Annotated in this window: 15 protein-coding genes; 10 read left to right on the forward strand and 5 right to left on the reverse strand. The window is 47.3% G+C overall.

The annotated features are described in order from the left end of the window. The first annotated feature begins 320 nt into the window (after nucleotides 1-320). The 10 genes from gltB (AACQ79_RS06880) to AACQ79_RS06925 all read left to right on the forward strand — a co-directional run bounded on the left by gltB (AACQ79_RS06880) (nucleotide 321) and on the right by AACQ79_RS06925 (nucleotide 17,595). On the forward strand, nucleotides 321-4,868 hold the full coding sequence (gene gltB, locus AACQ79_RS06880) for a glutamate synthase large subunit (RefSeq protein ID WP_088732826.1): 4,548 nt from the start codon (nucleotides 321-323) through the stop codon (nucleotides 4,866-4,868). Beyond that, on the forward strand, nucleotides 4,869-6,338 hold the full coding sequence (locus AACQ79_RS06885) for a glutamate synthase subunit beta (protein ID WP_170898866.1): 1,470 nt from the start codon (nucleotides 4,869-4,871) through the stop codon (nucleotides 6,336-6,338). Nucleotides 6,339-6,750: 412 nt separating this feature from the next. Further along, nucleotides 6,751-11,214: a glutamate synthase large subunit gene (gltB, locus tag AACQ79_RS06890; RefSeq protein ID WP_170898869.1), complete on the forward strand. Its 4,464-nt coding sequence runs from the start codon at nucleotides 6,751-6,753 to the stop codon at nucleotides 11,212-11,214. Between the two features lie 18 nt (nucleotides 11,215-11,232). Continuing rightward, nucleotides 11,233-12,645 (forward strand): FAD-dependent oxidoreductase, encoded by a 1,413-nt coding sequence (locus AACQ79_RS06895; protein WP_094149219.1) that lies wholly within the window; start codon nucleotides 11,233-11,235, stop codon nucleotides 12,643-12,645. Nucleotides 12,646-12,785: 140 nt separating this feature from the next. Beyond that, nucleotides 12,786-13,211: a DUF1499 domain-containing protein gene (locus tag AACQ79_RS06900; protein ID WP_081244961.1), complete on the forward strand. Its 426-nt coding sequence runs from the start codon at nucleotides 12,786-12,788 to the stop codon at nucleotides 13,209-13,211. Nucleotides 13,212-13,433: 222 nt separating this feature from the next. Continuing rightward, nucleotides 13,434-14,129, forward strand: a complete 696-nt coding sequence (gene mtnN, locus AACQ79_RS06905; RefSeq protein WP_170898871.1) for a 5'-methylthioadenosine/S-adenosylhomocysteine nucleosidase — start codon at nucleotides 13,434-13,436, stop codon at nucleotides 14,127-14,129. Between the two features lie 17 nt (nucleotides 14,130-14,146). After that, on the forward strand, nucleotides 14,147-15,100 hold the full coding sequence (locus AACQ79_RS06910) for a cobalamin biosynthesis family protein (protein ID WP_170898872.1): 954 nt from the start codon (nucleotides 14,147-14,149) through the stop codon (nucleotides 15,098-15,100). Further along, nucleotides 15,101-15,925 carry a vitamin B12 ABC transporter substrate-binding protein BtuF gene (gene btuF / locus AACQ79_RS06915; RefSeq protein ID WP_088729140.1) on the forward strand — a complete coding sequence of 275 codons (825 nt, stop codon included), beginning with the start codon at nucleotides 15,101-15,103 and terminating at the stop codon, nucleotides 15,923-15,925. Between the two features lie 74 nt (nucleotides 15,926-15,999). Beyond that, on the forward strand, nucleotides 16,000-16,620 hold the full coding sequence (locus AACQ79_RS06920) for a TRIC cation channel family protein (protein WP_013856095.1): 621 nt from the start codon (nucleotides 16,000-16,002) through the stop codon (nucleotides 16,618-16,620). Between the two features lie 102 nt (nucleotides 16,621-16,722). Further along, nucleotides 16,723-17,595, forward strand: coding sequence for a LysR family transcriptional regulator (locus tag AACQ79_RS06925; RefSeq protein ID WP_064625866.1), 873 nt, complete (start codon nucleotides 16,723-16,725; stop codon nucleotides 17,593-17,595). On the opposite strand, the gene AACQ79_RS06930 is transcribed toward AACQ79_RS06925, so the two are convergent. The 5 genes from AACQ79_RS06930 to mutT form a co-directional block, all read right to left on the reverse strand. After that, entirely contained in the window at nucleotides 17,519-18,298 is a 780-nt protein-coding gene (locus AACQ79_RS06930) for a TSUP family transporter (RefSeq protein ID WP_017047462.1), read from the reverse strand. The two genes, AACQ79_RS06925 and AACQ79_RS06930, sit on opposite strands and share 77 nt — an antisense overlap. A gap of 250 nt (nucleotides 18,299-18,548) precedes the next feature. Continuing rightward, complete coding sequence (gene carB / locus AACQ79_RS06935) at nucleotides 18,549-21,779, reverse strand: carbamoyl-phosphate synthase large subunit (RefSeq protein ID WP_170898873.1); 3,231 nt, start codon at nucleotides 21,777-21,779, stop codon at nucleotides 18,549-18,551. Nucleotides 21,780-21,795: 16 nt separating this feature from the next. Next, the gene (gene carA / locus AACQ79_RS06940) at nucleotides 21,796-22,935 is read right to left on the reverse strand and encodes a glutamine-hydrolyzing carbamoyl-phosphate synthase small subunit (RefSeq protein ID WP_105976898.1); all 1,140 of its coding nucleotides are present in this window, start codon (nucleotides 22,933-22,935) and stop codon (nucleotides 21,796-21,798) included. A 482-nt stretch (nucleotides 22,936-23,417) separates the two neighbouring features. Continuing rightward, the gene (gene dapB / locus AACQ79_RS06945; protein ID WP_026027267.1) at nucleotides 23,418-24,227 is read right to left on the reverse strand and encodes a 4-hydroxy-tetrahydrodipicolinate reductase; all 810 of its coding nucleotides are present in this window, start codon (nucleotides 24,225-24,227) and stop codon (nucleotides 23,418-23,420) included. A gap of 104 nt (nucleotides 24,228-24,331) precedes the next feature. Beyond that, nucleotides 24,332-24,730 (reverse strand): 8-oxo-dGTP diphosphatase MutT, encoded by a 399-nt coding sequence (mutT, locus tag AACQ79_RS06950; protein ID WP_081244967.1) that lies wholly within the window; start codon nucleotides 24,728-24,730, stop codon nucleotides 24,332-24,334. Nucleotides 24,731-24,772 lie beyond the last annotated feature (42 nt).

The following is a 24,772-nucleotide window of genomic DNA, read 5'->3' on the forward strand; positions in this document are numbered from 1 at the left end:
AGTTTTCGTTGGAATTCCTATAAACAAAATTGTAGGATACTTACACATCCGCCCTATTTTTTGTGATATTCCTTACATAAATAGTTGTGGAAAAATCGGTGATATTCGCACCCCTCCTATACAAACCACTAGCAAGTGGCATAAATAAATTGAATATCACTAAGGAATGTTTTTCTCGCCATATTTTTCCGGCGAGAGACGGAAAGGATTCGAACCCGCCAACACAGGCAGGTTTAGATTGATAACAATTAAAGGACAAGTCGCATCGCTAAGTATGCCTTAGCACACGTGCGTCTAAATTGAACTGGAAGGATGTATCTATGGTAGATAGAGAGCAGGATTCACGAGGTCTATATACTCCTGAATTGGAGCATGACGCTTGTGGTATCGGTTTTGTTGCCCACCTGAAAAACCGTAAGTCTCACCAAGTTGTGACTCAAGCTTTAGACATGCTTGCTCGTATGGAACACCGTGGTGGCCAAGGCTGTGACCCATGTTCTGGTGATGGCGCAGGTATCTTATTACAAAAACCCCATGAGTTTTTACTTGAAGAGACCGTTAAACTTGGCTTAAAACTGCCTTCGTTTGAAAAGTACGGCGTCGGCGTGGTGCTGTTTCCAAGAGATGAGCACAAACGCGCCCAGTGTCGTGATATTTTAGAACGCAACGCCAAGAGACTCGATTTAGAAGTACTGGGTTATCGCGTTTTGCCAACCGATAACTCCATGATTGGCGCAGACCCACTTAGCACTGAGCCTCAATTTGAGCACGTTTTCATCTCCGGTGGCCCAAGTACCACCCCCGCAGAATTAGAGCGTAAATTGTACGTTCTGCGTAATTACACCGTTCGAGTCTGCTTAGAAAGTGTGTCCAACATTGGTGATGATTTTTACATCAACTCCATGTCTTACAAAACCTTGGTGTATAAAGGTCAGCTCACCACAGAGCAAGTACCACAGTACTTCCTTGATCTACAAAATCCGACCATGGTGACCGCGCTGGCACTGGTGCATTCTCGTTTTTCGACCAATACATTCCCTAAATGGCGCTTAGCTCAACCTTTCCGTTACATTGCGCACAACGGCGAAATCAACACAGTTCGCGGCAATTTAAACTGGATGAAAGCGCGCGAAGCGATCCTCGAATCAGATTTGTTTACACAAGCTGAAATCGACATGCTGCTGCCAATTTGCCAAGAAGGCAGTTCAGATTCCGCCAACTTCGATATGGCATTAGAGTTACTGGTTCTGTCTGGCCGCAGCCTGCCACACGCCCTGATGATGATGATCCCTGAAGCGTGGCAAGAAAATAAAAATATGGATCCAACCCGCCGCGCATTTTACCAATACCATGCCAACGTCATGGAACCGTGGGATGGCCCAGCATCAGTATGTTTTACTGATGGTGTACAAGTTGGCGCAACACTGGACCGTAACGGCCTACGCCCATCACGTTATACCGTGACTAAAGATGATTTTCTGATCATGGCTTCAGAATCTGGCGTGGTTGAAATTGCACCAGAGAACGTGGAATACCGTGGCCGTTTACAGCCCGGACGTATCTTTGTCGCTGATTTAGAGCAAGGACGCATCATTTCTGATGAGGAAGTGAAAGACAGCATTGCGAATGCGCAGCCCTACGCCAAATGGGTTGAAGAGAACCTCCTCAGCTTGAAAAAACTGCCTGAAGCGAGCAACCAGTACAGCCAACCGGCTCCTGAGCGTCTAATGTCCCGCCAACAATCGTTTGGCGTCAGCTCAGAAGAGGTGAATGAAATCATTCTTCCTTTGGCAAAAACCGGTTATGAACCGCTTTCGGCCATGGGTGCAGACTGGCCTCTAGCAGTGCTTTCGCATCAATCACAGCATCTCTCCAACTACTTTAAGCAACTGTTTGCTCAGGTCACCAACCCACCGATCGACCCGATCCGTGAAAGAATGGTGATGTCGCTCAATACTTACCTCGGTAAAGATCAAAACTTACTGACAGAGACGCCCCTACACTGCTTAAAAGTCGAATTGGAATCTCCGGTTCTTTCCAACTCTGAGCTTGAGAAACTGCGCGCTATTGATAACGAACATCTGCAAGCGAAAACCTTAGATATCGTATTTCAAGCCAGTGAAGATCAAGGCAAATTGGAACGCGCGCTGAAACGCATTTGCCAATATGCCGAAGATGCGGTTATCGATGGTTACTCGATTATTTTATTGACTGACCGCGCGGTAAACTCAAACCATGCGGCGATCCCTGCAATGCTCGCTGTCGGTGCGGTTCATCACCACCTGATCCGTAAAGGCTTACGAGCGAAATGTGACATAGTGGTAGAAACCGGCGACGCGCGTGAAACGCACCACTTTGCGACATTGATTGGCTATGGCGCAAATGCGGTTAACCCGTATTTAGTCATTGAAACCATTATCGATTTACAACGAGTCAAAAAACTCGACCCGGCCATTGCAGCGAAAGATCTGTTTGACAATTACCGCAAAGGCATCAACGGCGGGCTGCTGAAGATCTTCTCCAAAATGGGCATTTCCACCCTGCAGTCTTACCACGGTGCGCAAATTTTTGAAGCCTTGGGCATCAGCAAATCAGTGGTAGATAAGTACTTTACTGGCACTGTATCGCGCATCCAAGGTTTGACCATTGATGACATCGCAAAAGAGGTGTTAGTTCGCCATCGCGTGGGTTACCCGACTCGCGAAGTTCCAGTGCAAGTGTTGGATGTGGGCGGCGTTTATCAGTGGAAACAGCGTGGCGAAAAACACCTGTTTAATCCTGAAACGATTTCGTTGCTGCAACAATCAACACGCAACAAAGATTATGTGCAGTTCAAGCAATACGCGAAAGCGGTAGATGACCAAGGCGACAACGCTGCCACGCTGCGTAGCCAGCTTGATTTTGTTAAAAATCCAGCCGGTTCGATTCCTATTGAGGAAGTGGAACCGATTGAACGTATTTTAAAACGCTTCGCAACCGGTGCCATGTCATTTGGTTCAATCTCCTACGAAGCGCACTCAACGTTAGCCGTGGCGATGAACCGTATTGGCGCGAAATCCAACTCGGGTGAAGGCGGTGAAGATCCAGCACGCTTTGAACGCAAAGAAAATGGCGATTGGGAACGCTCTGCAATTAAACAGGTCGCTTCTGGTCGTTTTGGCGTGACCTCTTACTACCTCACCAATGCCGATGAACTACAGATCAAAATGGCTCAAGGCGCGAAACCAGGTGAAGGTGGGCAACTGCCGGGTGATAAAGTCGATGATTGGATCGGCGCGACACGCCACTCGACTCCGGGAGTCGGTCTTATTTCACCACCACCACATCACGATATCTATTCGATCGAAGATTTGGCGCAACTGATCTTTGATTTGAAAAACGCGAACCGTACCGGTCGCGTCAACGTGAAATTAGTTTCCGAAGCCGGGGTTGGTACTATCGCCTCCGGTGTGGCTAAAGCCAAAGCGGATGTGGTGTTAATTGCTGGCTATGATGGCGGCACGGGTGCATCACCGATGTCTTCGATTCGTCACACAGGCTTACCTTGGGAGCTCGGCCTTGCTGAAACGCACCAAACCTTGCTTAAAAATGGCCTGCGTAATCGCATTGTGGTGCAAAGTGACGGTCAGATGAAAACACCACGTGACCTTGCAATGGCGACATTGTTAGGCGCGGAAGAGTGGGGAATTGCCACCGCTGCGCTAGTGGTTGAAGGGTGTATCATGATGCGTAAGTGTCATAAAAACACCTGCCCAGTAGGGATTGCGACACAAAACAAAACCTTGCGTGAGCGCTTTGATGGCCGCGTAGACGATGTTGTCACCTTCTTCCAATATATGGCGCAAGGCTTACGTGAAATCATGGCTGAACTGGGTTTCCGTACTATCGATGAAATGGTTGGCCAATCGCATAAACTGAAAGTGCGTGACAACATCAACCACTGGAAATACAAAAACCTCGATTTGTCACCAGTGTTGTACATTCAAGAGCCTCGTGCAGAAGATGGTGTTTATTGCCAAACCAAACAAAATCATCATCTAGAAAACGTGCTAGATCGTCAGCTAATTCAAGTAGCCAACCCCGCGCTTGAGAAAGGCGAAGCGGTTAACGCAATCTTCCCTATCGTCAACACTGACCGTAGCACGGGTACTATGCTGTCGAACGAAATATCGAAGGTATATAAAGACCAAGGTCTACCTCAGCCAATGAAAGTTAAATTCAACGGCTCCGCAGGACAATCATTCGGGGCATTCCTTGCTAAAGGGGTGACGTTTGAAGTGGAAGGTGATGCCAACGATTATTGGGGCAAAGGCTTATCTGGCGGTACGTTAGTGCTCTACCCTGACACGCGCTCAACCATCATTGCGCAAGATAACATTGTGGTGGGTAACGTCTGTTTCTATGGCGCAACTTCTGGTGAATCCTATATTCGCGGCCTTGCTGGAGAACGTTTCTGCGTGCGTAACTCAGGAGCTAAAGTAGTCGTAGAGGGTATCGGCGATCACGGCTGTGAATACATGACAGGTGGCGTCGCTGTGATCCTAGGTTCGACAGGACGTAACTTTGCGGCGGGTATGAGCGGCGGTGTAGCCTACGTGTGGAATCGACATGGAGACTTCGAAACTAAGCTTAACGCTGAATTGGTTGATCTCGACCCACTGCAACAAGAAGATACCGATCTGCTACGTGAGATGCTCAACAAGCATGTTCAGTTCACAGGAAGTGAAGTGGCTCAGTTATTCCTTGATAATTTTGAAGCAAACCTTACCCAAATGGTGAAAGTGATGCCGCGTGACTACAAAGCGGTTCTTCAAAAACGCAAGGCTGCAGCTGCGCAAGTACAAACGGAAGAAGTGGAGGCCGTATAAATGGGTAAGCCTACTGGATTTTTAGAACATGGCCGCGAGCTGCCAAAAAAGCTCGATCCAACGGTTCGCATTCAAAACAACCAAGAGTTTGTCCTCAATGAAGAGTTTGGTAGCAAAATTAATACTCAAGCGTCTCGTTGCATGGACTGCGGAGTACCGTTTTGCCATAACGGTTGCCCTATCGGTAACATTATTCCTGAATTTAACGATGCCGTTTATCGTGATAGTTGGGAAGAAGCTTGGAAGATCTTAAGCTCAACCAATAACTTCCCCGAGTTTACTGGTCGCGTGTGCCCTGCTCCTTGTGAAAGTTCGTGCGTACTCGGGATCAACCAAGATCCCATTACCATCTGTAATATCGAAAAAACCATCGTGGAAACGGCTTATCGCGAAGGCTATGCCAAAGCGAAAAAGCCGCGTTCTCGTACTGGAAAAACCATCGCCATCATTGGCTCTGGCCCAGCAGGTTTGGCCGCAGCTGAGCAGCTGAACAGCGCGGGTCACTCAGTTACTGTGTTTGAACGTGATGAAAAAGTCGGCGGCCTGCTGCGTTTTGGCATTCCGGATTTCAAACTGGGTATGGACGTTATTGATCGCAAAATCAATTTGATGGCAGAAGCGGGCGTCAAGTTTGAAGTAAACGCACATATCGGTGTTGATATCAACGCACAGCAACTGCGTCAAGAGTTTGATGTCATCTTGCTTACTGGCGGCTCTACCGTGCCTCGTAACCTGCCGATTCCGGGGCGCGAGTTAAAAGGGGTTCATTTTGCGATGGAGTTTCTGGCACAAAATAACCGCCGCGCGAATAACATGGATCTTAAAACTGACGAGATCCACGCTAAGGGCAAACATGTGGTGGTGATTGGCGGTGGTGATACTGGTTCTGACTGTGTCGGAACCTCAAACCGACACGGCGCCGCAAGCATCACGCAAGTTGAAATCATGCCGATCCCAGCCAATAAACGCCCAGCCAATATGCCTTGGCCGCAATATCCAATGATTTTGCGCACCTCAACCTCCCACGAAGAGGGCTGCGAACGTCATTGGAATATTCTAACCAAAGAGTTCCTCGGCAACGAGCAAGGTCAAGTCACGGGGCTACGTGTTGCTGATATCGTTTGGCAAGAGGCAAAACCGGGTGAGCGCCCGAACTTTGATGAAGTCGCGGGCAGTGAACGTATTATTGCTTGTGATATGGCTTTCCTTGCTATGGGCTTTTTACATCCAGAACCACATGGTGTACTTGCTCAGCTTGATATCAAGTTGGATGAGCGTGGCAATGTGGCAACACAAGGTTTTGCGACCAACCAAAAAGGTGTTTTCGCTGCAGGTGATATGCGTACAGGACAATCGTTGGTCGTACGTTGTATCAATGAAGGGCGCGAGTGCGCACGCGAGATCGACGCTTACTTGATGGGCAATACCAACTTAGAAGCGAAAGCCGACTCATTGATGCTTTCAGCCTAGTGCCTCGCGCTCTTTTCGCTGGTTCAAGGTGATCCAGAGCGCTAAGCAGCGATGATTCCTTCCAACGTTCTACTTTTTGGCCAGCATTTAATGCTGGCCTTTTTTATGGCTAATTCTTATTCCATGAGATTACCCACGTTAACAAACTGTAACAACAAAAATTCTATCTCATTGAATATATTATATTAATCTAGATGATTAGGTGGTAAATCCCATTGCAACATGATTTTTCACCAACAACTTGACCTTTTGCACCATAAGCTATAGGTTGTGAAGTCAGTGAAAATTAAAATAATCATTTTTGTTAAAATTTAAATTGAGAATGAACGCATAATTACCCACTTAAAACAACAAAAATAGAATAGTTAGTCATTTACTGTCTGGATGACAGAGAAGCAAAGGGAGAATTGCAATGGCTCTATATGATCCAAGTTTAGAGAAAGACAACTGTGGATTTGGTTTGATCGCCCACATGGAAGGCCAAACCAGCCATAAATTAGTCAGAACCGCGATTTCAGCATTAGATCGCATGACCCACCGTGGCGGCATCGCAGCCGATGGTAAAACCGGTGATGGCTGTGGTCTATTACTACAAAAACCAGATAGTTACCTACGACTCATCGCTGAAGAAAAAGGCTGGAAGCTCGCCAAACAGTATGCGATTGGTATGATTTTCTTCAGCCAAGATCCGGTCAAAGCGCAATCAGCGCGCGATATTATCAACAAAGAACTGGCGCAAGAAACACTCACAGTGACAGGTTGGCGAACCGTACCAACGAACCAAGCTGTACTTGGCCCTATTGCTGCCAAATCCGTGCCTGATATTCAACAAGTCTTTATTAGTGCTCCAGCTGGTTGGCGTGAACGAGACATTGAACGACGCCTTTACATTGCTCGCCGTCGCATTGAAAAACAGATCACCGAAGATCGTGATTTCTATATTTGCTCACTATCGACTCAAGTCATTGTTTACAAAGGCTTGTGCATGCCTGCAGACCTACCGCGCTTTTATCTTGACCTAGCTGATCTACGGATGGAATCAGCCATTTGCTTGTTCCACCAGCGCTTTTCAACCAATACTCAGCCACGTTGGCCACTGGCACAGCCGTTCCGCTATTTAGCGCACAATGGTGAAATCAATACTATCGAAGGGAACCGTCAATGGGCGCGAGCACGGGCTTACAAATTTGCCTCTCCCCTACTACCGGATCTGCAAACCGCCGCGCCATTTGTCAATGAAACAGGTTCCGATTCATCAAGCTTAGACAACATGCTCGATCTGTTTTTAGCGGGGGGAATGGATATTTTCCGTGCCATGCGTATGTTAGTGCCGCCGGCGTGGCAAAATCACCCTGATATGGATCCAGACCTTCGTGCCTTTTACGACTTTAACTCAAAACACATGGAGCCATGGGACGGCCCGGCTGGCATTGTGTTATCGGATGGCCGTTATGCTGCTTGTAACCTTGATCGCAATGGCCTTCGCCCTGCGCGTTATGTGATCACCAAAGATAAACTCATCACCCTCGCCTCTGAAGTCGGAATTTGGGATTACGCACCCGATGAAGTGGCTGAAAAAGGCCGCGTTGGGCCCGGTGAACTGCTGGTGATCGACACCCGCCATGGGAAATTGTGGCAATCTAGTGAAATTGATAACGATCTCAAAAGCCGCCACCCTTATGGCGAGTGGATGAAAAATAACGTCCACCGATTAACGCCATTTTCTGAACTCAGTGACGACTTGGTGGGCGAGCGCAGCTTTGACAATGACGAGCTGAAAACCTATCAAAAACAGTTTGCAATGAGCAACGAAGAGATTGATCAAGTACTGCGCGTACTGGGAGATGTAGGCCAAGAAGCGGTGGGATCAATGGGTGATGATACGCCGATGGCGGTGCTCTCTTCGAAAGAGCGCTTGGTCACCGATTATTTCCGTCAAAAATTTGCCCAAGTAACCAACCCGCCTATCGATCCACTACGTGAAAAACACGTGATGTCACTGGCCACCAGCATCGGCCAAGAGATGAACGTGTTCTGTGAAACCGATGGTCACGCTTATCGTGTTACCTTTGATTCACCTATCTTGCTCTATTCTGACATGCAACAGCTATTGGAGCTCAGCGACAAACACTATCGCAATACCATTTTAGACATCAATTACGATCCACAGCATAAGGATCTCAAGCAAGCTTTGCTCGAACTTTGCCAACAAGCAGAGGAGGCCGTACGCCAAGGATCGGTATTGATCGTATTGTCTGACCGCGCTTTGCATAAGGATAAACTGCCGCTCCCAGCGGCAATGGCCGTGGGCGCAGTACACACTCGCTTAGTCGAAGCCAATTTACGCTGCGATGCAAACATCATTATCGAAACCGCCACCGCACGTGACCCTCATCAATTTGCAGTCTTAATCGGCTTTGGCGCAACAGCCGTCTACCCTTACTTGGCCTACGAAACGCTCGGCAAAATGATTGATGATGGCACGTTGGAAAAAAGCTATCGCGAGGTGATGCAAAACTACCGGTACGGTATCGACAAAGGTTTATTGAAAATCATGTCGAAAATGGGCATTTCAACCGTCGCTTCTTATCGCTGCTCGCAGCTGTTTGAAGCGGTTGGCCTACATAGCGACGTAGTTCAGTTGTGTTTTAAAGGTGTCACCACGCGCATTCAAGGTGCTAACTTCGAAGACTTCCAACAAGATCTATTTAATTTAGCGCGCAAAGCGTGGACCAAACGTAAAACGCTCGAACAAGGTGGCTTATTAAAATACGTGCATGGTGGTGAATACCATGCCTATAACCCAGATGTGGTTGGTACCTTACAAGCCGCAGTTAAATCAGGTGAAAGCGCCGATTACCAAAGCTTTGCCCAGCAGGTCAACGCACGCCCCGTCGCGATGCTACGCGATTTACTGCGCTTAAAAAAATCAGCGACACCGCTAGCACTGGAAAAAATCGAACCCAGTACGGAGCTATTTAAACGTTTTGATTCTGCGGCGATGTCGATTGGCGCCTTAAGCCCAGAAGCTCATGAAGCGTTAGCGACCGCAATGAACCGCTTAGGTGGCTACTCCAACTCTGGTGAAGGTGGGGAAGATCCACGCCGTTTTGGCACTGAACGTAACTCCCGTATTAAGCAGGTCGCATCAGGGCGTTTTGGCGTGACTCCGCATTACCTCACCAATGCTGACGTGCTGCAAATTAAAGTGGCGCAAGGAGCGAAGCCGGGTGAAGGTGGCCAACTTCCCGGCCATAAAGTGACCGCAGAAATTGCCAAGTTGCGCTATTCAGTACAAGGCGTAACCTTAATTTCGCCACCGCCGCACCACGATATTTATTCGATTGAAGATTTAGCCCAGCTGATTTTCGATCTCAAACAAGTTAACCCAAAAGCTTTGGTTTCGGTCAAATTGGTTTCAGAGCCGGGCGTTGGCACCATTGCCACTGGCGTTGCCAAAGCCTACGCCGATCTTATCACTATTTCTGGTTATGACGGCGGTACAGCGGCTAGCCCGCTCACCTCGGTAAAATACGCTGGTAGCCCTTGGGAACTCGGCCTTGCTGAAACCCAACAAGCGTTAGTCGCAAACGGCCTGCGCCACAAAATTCGACTTCAAGTTGACGGTGGTCTAAAAACAGGACTGGACGTGATTAAAGGCGCGATTTTAGGTGCCGAAAGCTTCGGTTTTGGCACTGCTCCTATGGTCGCGATGGGCTGTAAATTCTTACGGATTTGCCACCTTAATAACTGTGCGACGGGCGTAGCAACGCAAGATGAAACGCTGCGTAAAGAGTATTTCAAAGGCTTACCTGAGATGGTGATGAACTATTTCATCGGTCTTGCCGACGAGGTCCGTGGTTACTTGGCACAGTTGGGCGTTGAAAAGCTCACCGATCTGATTGGCCGCACCGATTTACTAGAAGTACTTGAAGGGATGACCGCCAAGCAAAGCAAATTGGACTTATCCGGTTTATTGGAAGCGCCAGTATCCGCTCAGGGTCATCCGCTTTACTGGACTCAACCCAATACACCGTTTGATAAAGGACAACTTAACCAACAATTTGTCGATGACGCTTTAGCGGCAGTTGAAGCACAACAATCGATCAGCTTGTATTACAACGTACAAAATACTGACCGCTCGCTCGGTGCTCGCCTATCTGGTGAAATCGCCAAACGTTATGGTAACCAAGGCGTGGCCGCCTCGCCGATTAAAATTTATCTCGATGGCACAGCAGGTCAGTCATTTGGTGTATGGAACGCGGGTGGTGTTGAGCTTTACCTTACTGGCGATGCCAATGACTATGTTGGTAAAGGGATGGCAGGCGGAAAGCTGGTCATCAAACCCCACCTTGGTACCGCTTTTAACTGCAACGACGCTACGATCATCGGCAACACCTGTTTATATGGCGCAACGGGCGGCAAGCTGTTTGCGGCTGGCAAAGCGGGAGAGCGTTTTGGTGTGCGTAACTCTGGCACTATCACAGTTATCGAAGGTGCTGGTGATAACGCTTGCGAATACATGACAGGCGGAATCGTCGCCATTTTGGGCGCAACAGGCGTTAACTTTGGCGCGGGTATGACGGGCGGCTTTGCTTACGTGATGGATGAAAACGGTGATTTCCAAGGTCGAGTCAACAGTGAATCAGTAGAGGCTATTTCATTGCAAGATCTCTACATTCACCAAGAACATTTACGTGGTTTAATTGCCGAGCATTTGGAAGAGACGGGATCGGTGCATGCTGAACAGATCTTAGCGAACTTTGATGAATGGATTCCAAAGTTCTATCTCATCAAACCCCAGGCGGCGGATCTGCAAACCCTACTCGGCCATCAAAGCCGCAGTGCCGCCGAACTTCGCGTTCAAGCGCAATAATTGGAAGGAGCCAGATTAATGAGCCAGAACGTATACCAATTTATTGATGTGAATCGAGTTGATCCGGCAAAAAAGCCGCTCACTATTCGCAAAATCGAGTTCGTCGAAATTTACGAACCCTTTACTAAACAGCAAGCGACCGCTCAAGCGGATCGCTGCTTAGATTGCGGCAACCCTTACTGCGAATGGAAATGCCCAGTGCACAACTACATTCCGCAATGGCTAAAACTGGCCAACGAAGGGCGCATTATTGAAGCCGCTGAACTATCGCACCAAACCAACAGCTTGCCCGAAGTCTGTGGGCGAGTCTGCCCACAAGATCGCCTCTGTGAAGGCTCTTGTACCCTAAACAATGACTTTGGTGCGGTCACCATAGGTAACATCGAAAAATACATTAACGACAAAGCGTTTGAGATGGGCTGGAAACCAGACATGTCGCACGTGGAGTGGACAGATAAGAAAGTAGCGATCATTGGTGCAGGCCCAGCTGGCCTAGCCGCAGCTGATATTTTAGTGCGCAACGGAGTAAAGCCCGTGGTGTTTGATCGCTATCCTGAAATTGGTGGCTTGCTAACCTTTGGTATTCCCTCTTTCAAACTTGAAAAAGGCGTAATGGAAAACCGCCGCCGCATTTTCAGTGAGATGGGAGTCGAATTTCAGCTCAACATCGAAGTAGGTAAAGACATCACACTGCAGACGCTGCTTAATGAATATGATGCTGTTTTTCTCGGTGTCGGAACTTACCAAAACATGCGCGCAGGGCTAGAAAATGAAGAAGCAAACGGTGTTTACGATGCTCTACCCTTCTTAGTATCAAATACTTATAAAGTGATGGGTTTGGAATCACCCCAACCATTTATTGATATGGCGGGCAAAAAAGTCGTGGTACTTGGAGGCGGAGACACTGCGATGGATTGCGTGCGCACTTCTATTCGCCAACATGCCGCCAAAGTGATTTGTGCCTACCGACGCGATGAAGAGAACATGCCGGGTTCACGCCGAGAAGTGAAAAATGCCAAAGAAGAAGGCGTAGAATTTATGTTCAACCTGCAACCGCTCGCCATTGAGGTCAATGAACAAGGCCAAGTGAGTGGCGTTAAAGTGGTGCAAACCGCTTTAGGGGAGCCTGACGCGGCTGGGCGTCGCAAGCCCGAGCCCGTTGCGGATAGCGAACATGTGTTGGCAGCCGACGCCGTCATTATGGCGTTTGGTTTTCAGCCACATGCCATGCCATGGCTTGAGCCATTCGGTGTTGAACTTGATCAATGGGGACGCATTAAGGCCGCGTCGCAGCAATCGTTCCAGTACCAAACCAGTAATGAAAAAATTTTTGCTGGTGGGGATGCCGTACGTGGCTCCGATCTGGTCGTCACGGCCATTGACGAAGGGCGCAAAGCCGCAGAAGGAATACTTGACTACTTAGGTCTTTAAGCCTTAACTGCTTAATATCCTTGAAGGATTCATGGTAACGTGAATCCTTTTTTCTTAGGCCATTTTCCTTCAACCATCGACACTGCAGCTTGCTTGTATTTTGGCGATTGGTAATGAGGATTCATTTGATAAGGACTATCATGCGCGTAGTACTAAGTTTACTGATGTTTGCCACACTAACCGCTTGCAGCCAAGGAGTGACAACTATGACCGATCGCACTGCGACCCCTTGCGGAAATAAACCGAATTGCGTTTCGACTCAAGATGAGCGTAACGCGTTCTCGCTCTCTCCCTTTATCCTCAAAACAGGCGTCTCTTTAGATAAAATCGAAGCGGTAGCGCTTTCTATTCCTCGCTCTAAAACGGCGGTGAAAGAGGACAATTATCTCCGCATTGAATGCACCAGTCGTATTTGGCGATTTGTGGATGATCTTGAACTTAAGATAGAGAACGGACGTTTAATCGTACGATCTGAATCGCGCATTGGTTATTCAGATATGGGCGTCAATCGTAAGCGAGCAGAAACACTGCGAGAAAACCTCACCAAAGCAGGCTTGATTGAATAGTTGCTCAATATCGCACTGGCGGAAAGTTTCGTGCTAAACTTCGGCCAATTTTGCTATACCCAAACAACTTGGAGTTGCAGGTAGGCGGCAAGTGAGTGAGTCCCCATGAGCATAGGCAAACTATGTGATTGGGGTGAACGAACGTAGCCAACACCGCTGCGGCTTCAAGTAGGAAGGGTATATTCACCAGATATTTACTATTAACCGAATAAGAGAAACCTCATGAAAATCGGCATTATTGGCGCGATGGAGCAAGAAGTCGCGATATTAAAAAACGCAATCGACAATGTTCAACAAGTCAGCAAAGCGGGCTGCACCTATTTTTCAGGTCAAATCCATGGGGTGGATGTGGTGCTGCTACAATCTGGCATTGGTAAAGTCGCCGCAGCCATTGGCACCACTCTTTTACTTAATGAATACCAACCAGATGTAGTGATTAACACCGGTTCTGCCGGTGGTTTCGATTCAAGCTTAACCATGGGTGATGTAGTCATTTCAAGCGAAGTTCGTCACCATGATGCCGATGTAACAGCATTTGGCTATGAAATGGGGCAAATGGCAGGTCAACCAGCCGCTTTCAAAGCGGATGATGCATTGATCCGCGTTGCAGAACAAGCACTCACACACATCAAAGATAAGCACGCGGTACGCGGCCTGATTTGTACCGGGGATGCTTTCGTTTGTAGCGCTGAGCGTCAAAGCTTTATTCGCCAACACTTCCCAACCGTGATTGCGGTTGAGATGGAAGCTTCAGCAATTGCACAAACTTGCCACCAATTCAAAGTGCCTTTTGTGGTCGTTCGCGCCATTTCAGATGTAGCCGATAAAGCGTCGCCGATGTCCTTTGATGAATTTTTACCGCTTGCCGCACAAAGCTCATCAGAAATGGTGATTAAGATGGTCGAACTGCTTAAGTAAGCAGTGACAGACTCAACATGGACGAGTTAATCACCTACTTGTATGCCAACGGTACGCTCCTCGTTATGTGGGGAGCGGTTGCCTTTCATCTTATTTTACCCATCCCGCGTAACGCTCATCCCGTCACTTTGTGGCGAAAATTTGCGGAAATATTAGCGGATAAAGTCAATACCAGTAGCAGTTATTCACAAAGCCTACTTTCCGGCACACTGGCTTGGCTATTGATGTGCCTACCCGCATGGGTCACCTTAGTCGCGTTAAAACCTTTGGTATGGCAACCTCAACTATTTGATTTAGCGCTACTATTACTCGCATTTGATTGGCGTAGCCAAGAATTATTAGCCAATCAGCTTATCGGCGCACTCAGCAAAGAAGACAAAAAATACGCTCGCAGCGTGCTTGCCCCTTTTGTGAATCGTGAAACCGATAGCTTGTCAGCGCTGGGGTTAGGTAAGGCGGGGGCTGAAACCGTCATTGTTGGCTATGGGCGCAACGTGATTGCAGTGCTATTTTGGTACGCCTGTCTTGGCGGTATTGGCGCGTTGATGTACCGTCTCATCGCTGAACTCGCCAGAGCTTGGGCGCCTTCGCGAGCGGCGTTTCATCCTTTTGGTATTCCATCGGTACGCTTGCTGGCTGTGCTTGACTTTGTGCCACTGCGCCTATTTAGCCTATTGATTATCATTGGTCGCAACGCATCAAACACCTTCTCAGCCATGTTACAACAAAGCCGCTTATGGCCACTCCCGGGGCCTGCATGGTTGTTAACCGCCGTCGGCAATAAACTATCACTGGCCTTAGGTGGCCCAGCTATCTACGGTGATAAAAAAGCCCTGCGCGTAAAAATAGGCGGACGTATCGCCCCATCAGCCTTCCACCTTGCGCAAATCCAAAAACTGTTAGCTTGGCGTATTTTCGCGTGGATAGCATTAGAGAGCGCGATACTGCTGCTCGTCCATCAAGGATTTTAGATGCGTTTACTGTTTCTCAATGTTGTCGTCACGCTGTGCGTGGCTTTTCCAGTTCAAGCGCAAGTTAAACGCATCATTAGCTTAGCCCCTCATGCCACGGAATTGGCCTTTTCGGCTGGCCTTGGTGATAAATTGGTGGCCGTCAGCGAGTACAGTGACTACCCAGCACAAGCACTCAAACTCGAAAAAGTGGCCAATTACCAAGGGTTGAATATAGAGCGCATTCTTACCCTAAAACCGGATTTAGTGATTGCTTGGCCTGCGGGCAATCCGGCGAAGGAGCTCGATAAATTAGAGCAGTTAGGGCTGAGGATTTATACGACAAAAACTCAAAAACTCGATGACATTGCCAATAATATTGAAGCACTTAGCCAATTTGCCGATGATCCGAGTATCGGCCAGCAAGCGGCGCGTGATTTTCGTCAATCACTCATCACTCTGAAACAGAGTTATGGCAGCCAAAGTAAAGTTCGTTATTTCTATCAACTCAGTGAAAAACCGATCATCACACTGGCCAAAGGCAGTTGGCCCAGTGAGGTCTTTGAATTTTGTGGCGGCGAAAATATTTTTGCCAACAGCGCATCCCCCTACCCTCAAGTTGGGATTGAGCAAGTGCTGCTGGCTAAACCTGATGTAATTTTCACCTCTGAACATGCGATAAAAAATGGCACGATGTGGCAAAAGTGGCAACAGCAACTACCCGCTGTACAAAACGGGTTTGTGTGGGCACTGACATCAGATTGGTTAAATCGACCAACGCCCAGAACACTGCAAGCGATAGAAGAAGTGTGTGAGTACTTTTCCGTCGTTCGCCAAAAACGCTAACGCTTGCGTAATAAAATCTCGTACAATTCCTGCCCGAATTTTGTTCCATTAACGACTAAAGAGAACCCAGTAACATGGACTCCATGCTGCTCTATCTTATTGACTTATTTGGTACGGCTATCTTTGCCATTTCTGGCGTATTATTAGCTGGTCGATTAAAAATGGACCCGTTTGGCGTGGTCGTGCTTGCGAGCGTTACTGCAATTGGCGGTGGAACAATTCGTGATATGGCATTGGGTGCGACGCCAGTTTTCTGGATAAAAGACACCACTTATCTTTGGGTCATTTTCATCACTTGTTTACTCACCATGCTGCTGGTTCGCAGGCCTAAACGCGTTGCTTGGTGGATATTACCCGTTTGTGATGCAATCGGTTTAGCGGTGTTTGTTGGCATTGGTGTTGAAAAGGCGATGAACTATCAAGACTCGGCCATGGTTGCGGTAATCATGGGCGTTATCACGGGCTGTGGCGGCGGTATTATTCGTGATGTACTGGCCCGTGAAATTCCAATGGTGCTGCGCAGCGAAGTCTATGCTACAGCTTGTATCATCGGCGGTCTGTTTCATACCACAGCACTAGCGATGGGCTACGATAGCTCAAGCGCCTTTCTGGCCGGAGTGGCCTCAACCTTAATCATTCGACTTGGCGCGATCCGCTGGCACTTATCACTGCCCACTTTTGCACTGAATAAATAAAGCCGATCTCATCAAAACCACAAACAGTAACATGTACAGACGCTATGGGTTATGGTCGCTTTGCGATAAGATGAGCTAATCTATTCCTCATCGTCATTAATTATGTTGCTAGAAGGTATCGAAACTTTGCTGGTGCTGAGCAAAGAAAAAACCATGGGGCGTACGGGCAGCCTACTCTACATTAGCCAGTCCGCCGTTAGTAAGCGGATTGCTAATTTAGAAAAAAGGGTCGGTAAAAAGCTGATTGAGCCTGATGGCCGACAGATTAAATTAACCACAGATGCACAGGCCTTGGTTGAAACTATTGGCCCAAGCTTTAGTGAGTTATGCGGTTTAATTTTCGATCAACAATCTTTTACGGATGCCACATTGATCAGGATAGACTGCTCAGAAACGTTAGTCGCTGGCTATATTAATGCCACAATGGGGCAGTACCTCAAGCACGATAAGTTCATCACCATCACCACGAACCATACGCCGAGGATTGTTCAGCACGTTCAATCAGGCAAAGCGACACTAGGATTTTGCGCAGGCTACTTGCCCGCTAATCATGGGCTAATGACGTTTCATCTGGTAGATGAACCCTTTTACATTGTCAGCCAAACACCCTTATCTTCATTACCTAAACAGCTCGTTACCAATGATTTATCCAACCCAGCGAACGCCTATCAAGTCGATATATTGGCGAAACTCGCCATCACGCCACAGATGGAAATGGACTCGTATACGGCCGCAGCGCAATTGGCATTAGGAGGCATGACGCCTGCTTTAGTGCCACTTTCAGTGATTAAAGCGCTGAACATTGAACCTCGCTATTACTTTGATTTTGATGAACTACAACCTTTGGTTCGGCCTGTTCATCTCTGTCTGCGCAGCAATAGTTATCGCTCGCCAAGGGTCAAAAGATTGATAACAACCATTGCTGATGCTGTTGCCAAAGAAGTTTTATTGCCATCAACATCGACATCACAATAACTAATGGGCGGATCCATTTCTGCCCTTTAGTCACCACTATCTTTGCGCCCATCCTCGCCCCTAAAAAACCACCAACGGCCATCACCAGCCCTATCTTCCAAATCGGCAAGCCAGCAATAACAAAAAAAAGCAGCGCAGCAATGTTTGAAGTGAAGTTGAGAACCTTGGTTCTTGCAGTCGCTTCAATCAACGAAAAATGACCTAACACGACAAAACAGACCGTAAAAATAGACCCGGTGCCCGGACCGAAAAAACCATCATAAAAGCCGATACCAAAACCGACCGTAAAAGCAAAAGCCGTTTCAGACAATGGAGCAGGCCCATTGTGGGTTTTCGTCGCGGGTGCAAGTAGAAAATAGAGTGAAATACCGATCAGCAACAGCGGGATTAAGCTGGTCAACAAACTGGCATCCATATGCTGCACAAGTTCAGCCCCACACGCAGCGCCGATAAAAGTACAAGCTATCGCCAACTTCATCTCTTTTAGGTTCACAATGCCATTGCGTACAAAATACCAAGTGGCGGAAAAACTGCCAAATGAGCTTTGCAGCTTATTGGTAGCCAGCGCTTGAGTCGGTGGCACGCCTACTGCCAGCAAAGCCGGCAAAGTAAGCAAACCGCCACCGCCAGCCATCGCATCAATGAACCCTGCAATCCCTGCAACCAAAAACAACAGGCCTAATACTTCCAGTGAAAGTTCCATTTCTTATCAACTATCAACGCATTGAACAATAAAAACCAACAATAACACCACTTAAAAGGTGAAAACAGCGAAAGCCAAGACAACAACCCATTCCCATTTTTCATCAATTAAAAAGCTATCCTCTAAGCCAAATCTCTTCTTCATTGGTAAAACGATTCAATTCGGCCGAATAAAAAAAGCCCGCTTAATTCAGCGGGCAATGAGGTTGTCATGTAGATCTTAGACCTACTGATTTATTATTTTTTAACGCTTATGCTAAGTGTGCTTTCACTTGCGCGTGTAACTCTTGCACTGACGTAACTGATGACTTCGCATCGGCCGTATGAGACATACAGGTTGCAAAGGCAGCATTCAGTGTTGTGGTGTAGTTGACTTTTTGTGCTAATGCTCCACGACGAAGAACTTTAGAATCTTCAATCGCTTGACGCCCCTCGGCTGTATTAATGATGTAGGTGTATTCATTATTCTTAATACGGTCAAGAATATGAGGGCGACCTTCATGCACTTTATTCACCAAACGTGGGTTAATACCGGCTTCACCTAAAATTACAGCTGTACCGTGGGTAGCATCAAGCTGATAACCTAATTTCACCAGTTTCGACGCTAAATCAACCACACGCTGTTTATCACCTTCACGTACAGAGAGCAGAGCTCGGCCGCCTTCAGGATAAACATTACCGCAACCTAATTCCGCTTTTGCATAAGCTTCAGCAAACGTTGTACCCACACCCATAACTTCACCCGTTGAACGCATTTCAGGGCCAAGCAGTGGGTCAACACCAGGGAATTTATTAAATGGCAGAACCACTTCTTTCACTGAGTAGTAAGGAGGAATGATCTCTTTAGTAAAGCCTTGTGACTCTAGAGACTGCCCTGCCATCACGCGCGCGGCAATTTTGGCAAGCGGTGCGCCCGTTGCTTTTGACACAAACGGTACAGTACGAGCGGCACGAGGGTTCACTTCAATCAGGTAAACTTGATTATCTTTAACCGCAAACTGCGTGTTCATTAAGCCACGAACGCCCAATTCAAACGCCAGCTTCTCAACTTGTTCACGCATCACATCTTGGATTTCTTGGCTTAACGTGTAAGCCGGTAGTGAGCAAGCTGAGTCACCAGAGTGAACACCCGCTTGTTCAATGTGCTCCATGATGCCGCCAATGACGACACGCTCACCATCACAAATCGCATCGATATCAACTTCAATTGCATCATCAAGGAAACGATCAAGCAGTACTGGGGATTCGTTCGACACACTGACCGCTTCGTTAAAGTAACGACGCAGATCTTGTTCGTCATAGACGATTTCCATCGCACGGCCACCAAGAACATAAGACGGACGTACCACCAGCGGGAAGCCGATGTCTTTCGATTTTTCAATCGCCTGTTCCATCGTGGTCACTGTTGCGTTTTCTGGCTGCAGCAGACCTAAACGCTCAACCGCTTGCTGGAAACGCTCACGATCTTCGGCGCGGTCAATCGCATCTGGGCTAGTACCAATGATAGGCACTCCAGCGGCTTCAAGGGCACGAGCCAATTTCAGCGGTGTTTGACCACCGTATTGCACGATGACGCCTTTAGGTTTTTCAACACGAACAATCGCCAATACATCTTCGAGTGTCACTGGTTCAAAATAGAGGCGATCGGAGGTGTCATAATCTGTTGAAACAGTTTCAGGGTTACAGTTAACCATGATGGTTTCATAACCATCTTCGCGTAGCGCGAGTGAGGCGTGAACACAACAGTAATCAAATTCGATACCTTGACCAATACGGTTTGGACCACCGCCGAGCACCATGATTTTGTCTCTATCGGTCGGTTGTGCTTCACATTCGTCATCATAAGAGGAGTACATGTAAGCCGTATCAGACGAAAACTCCGCCGCACAAGTATCGACACGCTTGTAAACCGGATGAATATTATATTGGTCACGCATACGACGAATTTCACTTTCAGCCACGCCAAGCAGTGAAGAGAGACGCGCATCCGAAAAACCTTTGCGCTTCATCTTGCGTAGAACATCCGCATTTAAGCCAGCAAAACCACCCGCTTTGACTTCTTGTTCCATTTTGACCAGTTCTTCGATTTGTACCAAGAACCAGCGATCAACGTTAGTCAGGTTGAAGACCCCATCCACAGACAAACCAGCGCGGAAAGCATCTGCGATATACCAAATACGCTCAGCACCCGCTTCTTTCAGCTCATGGCGAATTTTAGTCAGTGCATCTGGTGCGTCTAAATCAACCATTTCGTCTAGGCCGTTTACGCCAATTTCCAGCCCACGCAGTGCTTTTTGCAGCGATTCTTGTTGGTTACGACCAATCGCCATCACTTCGCCCACCGACTTCATTTGCGTGGTTAAGCGATCGTTAGCACCGGCAAATTTTTCGAAGTTAAAGCGAGGGATTTTCGTCACAACATAATCAATAGTTGGCTCAAACGACGCTGGGGTTGCACCACCAGTAATGTCGTTCATTAACTCATCAAGTGTGAAACCTACCGCCAATTTGGCTGCAACTTTGGCAATAGGGAAGCCCGTCGCTTTCGATGCAAGAGCCGAAGAGCGAGAAACACGTGGGTTCATCTCGATGATCACCATGCGGCCATCTTTCGGGTTGATACCAAACTGTACGTTCGAACCACCCGTTTCCACACCGATTTCACGCAGTACGGCTAGCGATGCGTTACGCATGATCTGATATTCTTTGTCAGTTAGCGTTTGCGCAGGAGCTACCGTGATCGAGTCCCCCGTGTGAATACCCATTGGGTCAAAGTTTTCAATCGCACAGACTATGATGCAGTTGTCCGCTTTATCGCGAACCACTTCCATTTCGTACTCTTTCCAACCGATGAGTGATTCATCAATCAACAACTCGTTGGTTGGCGAAAGATCAAGGCCACGGCGGCAAATCTCTTCAAACTCTTCTTTGTTGTAAGCGATACCGCCGCCGGTTCCACCCATAGTAAATGAAGGGCGAATAATGCAAGGGAAACCCACCATCTCTTGAACGCGGTAAGCTTCTTCCATCGTTTTTGCCGTATCAGCGCGAGGACAAGCTAAGCCGATTGACTTCATCGCTTTATCAAAGCGAGAACGATCTTCCGCTTTATCAATCGCATCAGCCGTTGCGCCAATCATCTCAACGCCAAACTCAGCCAGAACACCATGCTTTTCCAGTTCAAGTGCACAGTTCAATGCAGTTTGGCCACCCATGGTCGGTAATACCGCGTCTGGGCGCTCTTTTTCGATGATTTTACGCACTACTTCCCAATGGATAGGCTCAATATAAGTTGCATCGGCCATCTCTGGGTCAGTCATGATAGTGGCAGGGTTCGAGTTGACCAAAATCACTCGGTAACCTTCTTCACGCAGGGCTTTACATGCTTGAGCGCCAGAGTAGTCAAACTCACAAGCCTGACCGATTACAATCGGGCCAGCACCTAGAATTAGAATACTTTTAATGTCAGTACGTTTTGGCATTGTCTACTACTCCGAATTACGCTGTGTGCTTTTTAATTAGTTCAATAAAATGGTCAAACAAAGGGGCGGCATCGTGCGGGCCAGGACTCGCTTCAGGGTGTCCCTGAAAGCTAAAGGCTGGCTTATCGGTGCGGTGAATTCCTTGTAGTGAACCATCAAATAGCGATTTGTGCGTTGCACGAAGCGTGATAGGCAGCGTTGCTTCATCAGCAGCAAAACCGTGGTTTTGTGCCGTAATCATCACCACATTACGATCCAAATCTTTCACTGGATGGTTCGCGCCATGGTGGCCAAATTTCATTTTTACTGTTTTTGCACCAGACGCCAATGCCAAAATTTGATGTCCTAAACAGATACCAAAAATAGGCAGTCCTTTCTCTAAGAACACTTTGGTTGCTTCAATCGCATAAGTACATGGTTCTGGGTCGCCAGGGCCATTTGATAAAAAGACACCATCAGGTTTCAGCGCTAGAACTTCTTCAGCCGAGGTTTGTGCTGGTACCACAGTTAGGCGGCATCCTCGGTCAACCAACATACGGAGGATATTGCGCTTTGCACCGAAATCGTAGGCAACAACGTGATAGAGCAACTCGCTGTCATCTTTCGCTTCAGGAAGTCCACCTTCGAGCGTCCACGAACCTTGTTTCCATTGGTACGCTTCTTTTGTTGTAACTTCTTTCGCAAGATCCATTCCTTTTAAACCGGGGAACTCTTTGGCTTTTACCAACGCCAATGCTTCATCTAAATGGTCACCTGCCATAATGCAGCCATTCTGAGCTCCTTTTTCACGCAAAATGCGCGTTAGCTTGCGCGTGTCGATATCGGCAATGCCCACAATATTTTGTGATTTAAGGTAGTCAGAAAGGGAAAGTTCATTACGGAAGTTAGAAGCGATAAGAGGGAGATCGCGAATCACAAGGCCTTGTGCATGGATAGAAGAGGATTCTTCGTCTTCGGAATTGGTTCCGGTATTGCCTATGTGGGGGTAAGTAAGAGTAACGATTTGTTGAGAATAGGAAGGATCAGTGAGGATTTCTTGGTACCCCGTCATCGAGGTATTAAAGACGACTTCACCAACGGATATTCCATCAGCGCCAATGGATACACCGTGGAACACCGTCCCATCTTCTAGGACTAACAGTGCTGACTTACTCAAGACAACCTCCAGAATAAAAATGCAAAAAATATAAATTAAACTGCAAACCTGTCTTCCTTAAGGCCATTGATACGCGCCATAGGGTGAATTAGACAAATTGGCGGTATTCTAATGACCACCATGATTACTGTCAACATTTCATAATAAATTAAAGCAACATTTAAAGCGTTAGAGATAAAAAGCGAACCTAAGACAGCAAAAAGATAGGTTTGATGAGTAAAAAAATGAGAATAGAGGAATTAGAATCAGCAAACTGAAACTCTTTGATGCATTTTAAATAATCAACGATAAACAAAATCACGCAAACGTTAATCAAGCAGAGAATAACTGCAATTTTAGACATCTAAAGCAAAAAGAAAGCAATACCAACTCAAAACACAACAAAAGTAAGTCAGAAAAGTAAAAATAGAGTGAGATAATTAAATCGGTAAAAAGAGGTGTAACAAAGATGCGCCAGCAAACACTGACGCATAATTATGTAATTAAAGATCGTTCAAACCTAACACGTCAGTCATGCTATAAAAACCCGCAGGTTTATCAGCAAGCCAAACCGCCGCTCTCACTGCACCATTGGCAAAAGTCATACGATCCGTCGCTTTATGGGTGATTTCTACACGTTCACCGATATCAGCGAACATCGCGGTATGCTCACCCACGATATCGCCAGCACGAATCGTAGCAAAACCAATCTCATTTTTAGTACGTTCACCGGTAATACCTTCTCGCGCATAGACGGCAACGTCACTCAGTTGGTTACCCATAGCATTAGCAATCGCCTCTCCCATACCAATTGCGGTTCCTGACGGAGCATCCACCTTATGACGATGGTGGGCTTCAATGATCTCAATATCACAGTAATCACCCATCACTTTAGCCGCTTTTTCAAGCAATTTGAAAACAAGGTTAACCCCAACGCTGTAGTTAGGAGCCATGACAATCGCAATCTGTTGTGCGGCAGCATTGATTTGTGCTCTTTCTGCTTCAGAAAAGCCCGTTGTGCCAATCACTAGCTTCTTACCGTGTTTTTTACATAACTCAATATTGGCTAAGGTGCTCACAGGAGCTGTAAAATCAATGATGACATCGAAGTTATCTACGGCATTCTCTAGGTTATCTACCAACGCGATATCAAATCGCCCTTCACCGCATAACTCACCGATATCAACACCAACCAACGAGGACTCAGGACGCTCTGAGCCCGCACCCACTCGAGCATGGTTATTTTGATAAGTGGCTTTCACCAAATTGCGGCCCATTCGACCCGCCGCTCCTGCAATCGCAATTCTCACCATTGCGTTATTCTCCATTGTGACGACATCAGCTTAAGCTTGCATCGTTTCTCTTCGTTCAAGGTGTTTCTGTAAACTATCAACATTTGCTTGTGGTGGCTAGCGACTTAGGCAAACTCTTTCATGACGCGCTCGACGATGGGCGCATTGGCTTCAGGAAATGAATAGTTTGCCAACTCAGAAACCGCTACCCATTCTCCTTGCTGCCCTTCTTTACCATACGGCTGATGATCAAATTGTGTCACGCAAATAAAATCAAAAGTTAAGGACTTGTCTGAATAGTCAAACTCAAGGTATTGGTAAGGAGATTGCTCAGTAATATGAATACCAATCTCTTCATCTAGCTCGCGGCAAATAGCTTGTTCAATCGTTTCTCCCGCTTCAACTTTGCCGCCAGGGAACTCCCAAAAACCGCCTTTGTGAAGATGATCTGGTCGTTTGGTAATGTAAATTTCTGATTTATCGCTATTGAAGATAATAGCCGCAACAATATGAACACGTTTCATAAAGACTCCGATTCGCCGACTTCCCAACCTAGAAAAGAAAGA

It is taken from the genome of Vibrio sp. 3-2(1), from assembly GCF_963887575.1.
Classification (GTDB): Bacteria; Pseudomonadota; Gammaproteobacteria; order Enterobacterales; family Vibrionaceae; genus Vibrio; species Vibrio anguillarum.

Bases quoted from the DNA above. Each gene is read 5' to 3' on its own strand.
- gltB (WP_088732826.1), top strand. From the start codon at position 321: ATGGTAGATAGAGAGCAGGATTCACGAGGTCTATATACTCCTGAATTG.
- AACQ79_RS06885 (WP_170898866.1), top strand. From the start codon at position 4,869: ATGGGTAAGCCTACTGGATTTTTAGAACATGGCCGCGAGCTGCCAAAA.
- gltB (WP_170898869.1), top strand. From the start codon at position 6,751: ATGGCTCTATATGATCCAAGTTTAGAGAAAGACAACTGTGGATTTGGT.
- AACQ79_RS06895 (WP_094149219.1), top strand. From the start codon at position 11,233: ATGAGCCAGAACGTATACCAATTTATTGATGTGAATCGAGTTGATCCG.
- AACQ79_RS06900 (WP_081244961.1), top strand. From the start codon at position 12,786: ATGCGCGTAGTACTAAGTTTACTGATGTTTGCCACACTAACCGCTTGC.
- mtnN (WP_170898871.1), top strand. From the start codon at position 13,434: ATGAAAATCGGCATTATTGGCGCGATGGAGCAAGAAGTCGCGATATTA.
- AACQ79_RS06910 (WP_170898872.1), top strand. From the start codon at position 14,147: ATGGACGAGTTAATCACCTACTTGTATGCCAACGGTACGCTCCTCGTT.
- btuF (WP_088729140.1), top strand. From the start codon at position 15,101: ATGCGTTTACTGTTTCTCAATGTTGTCGTCACGCTGTGCGTGGCTTTT.
- AACQ79_RS06920 (WP_013856095.1), top strand. From the start codon at position 16,000: ATGGACTCCATGCTGCTCTATCTTATTGACTTATTTGGTACGGCTATC.
- AACQ79_RS06925 (WP_064625866.1), top strand. From the start codon at position 16,723: ATGTTGCTAGAAGGTATCGAAACTTTGCTGGTGCTGAGCAAAGAAAAA.
- AACQ79_RS06930 (WP_017047462.1), bottom strand. From the start codon at position 18,298: ATGGAACTTTCACTGGAAGTATTAGGCCTGTTGTTTTTGGTTGCAGGG.
- carB (WP_170898873.1), bottom strand. From the start codon at position 21,779: ATGCCAAAACGTACTGACATTAAAAGTATTCTAATTCTAGGTGCTGGC.
- dapB (WP_026027267.1), bottom strand. From the start codon at position 24,227: ATGGTGAGAATTGCGATTGCAGGAGCGGCGGGTCGAATGGGCCGCAAT.
- mutT (WP_081244967.1), bottom strand. From the start codon at position 24,730: ATGAAACGTGTTCATATTGTTGCGGCTATTATCTTCAATAGCGATAAA.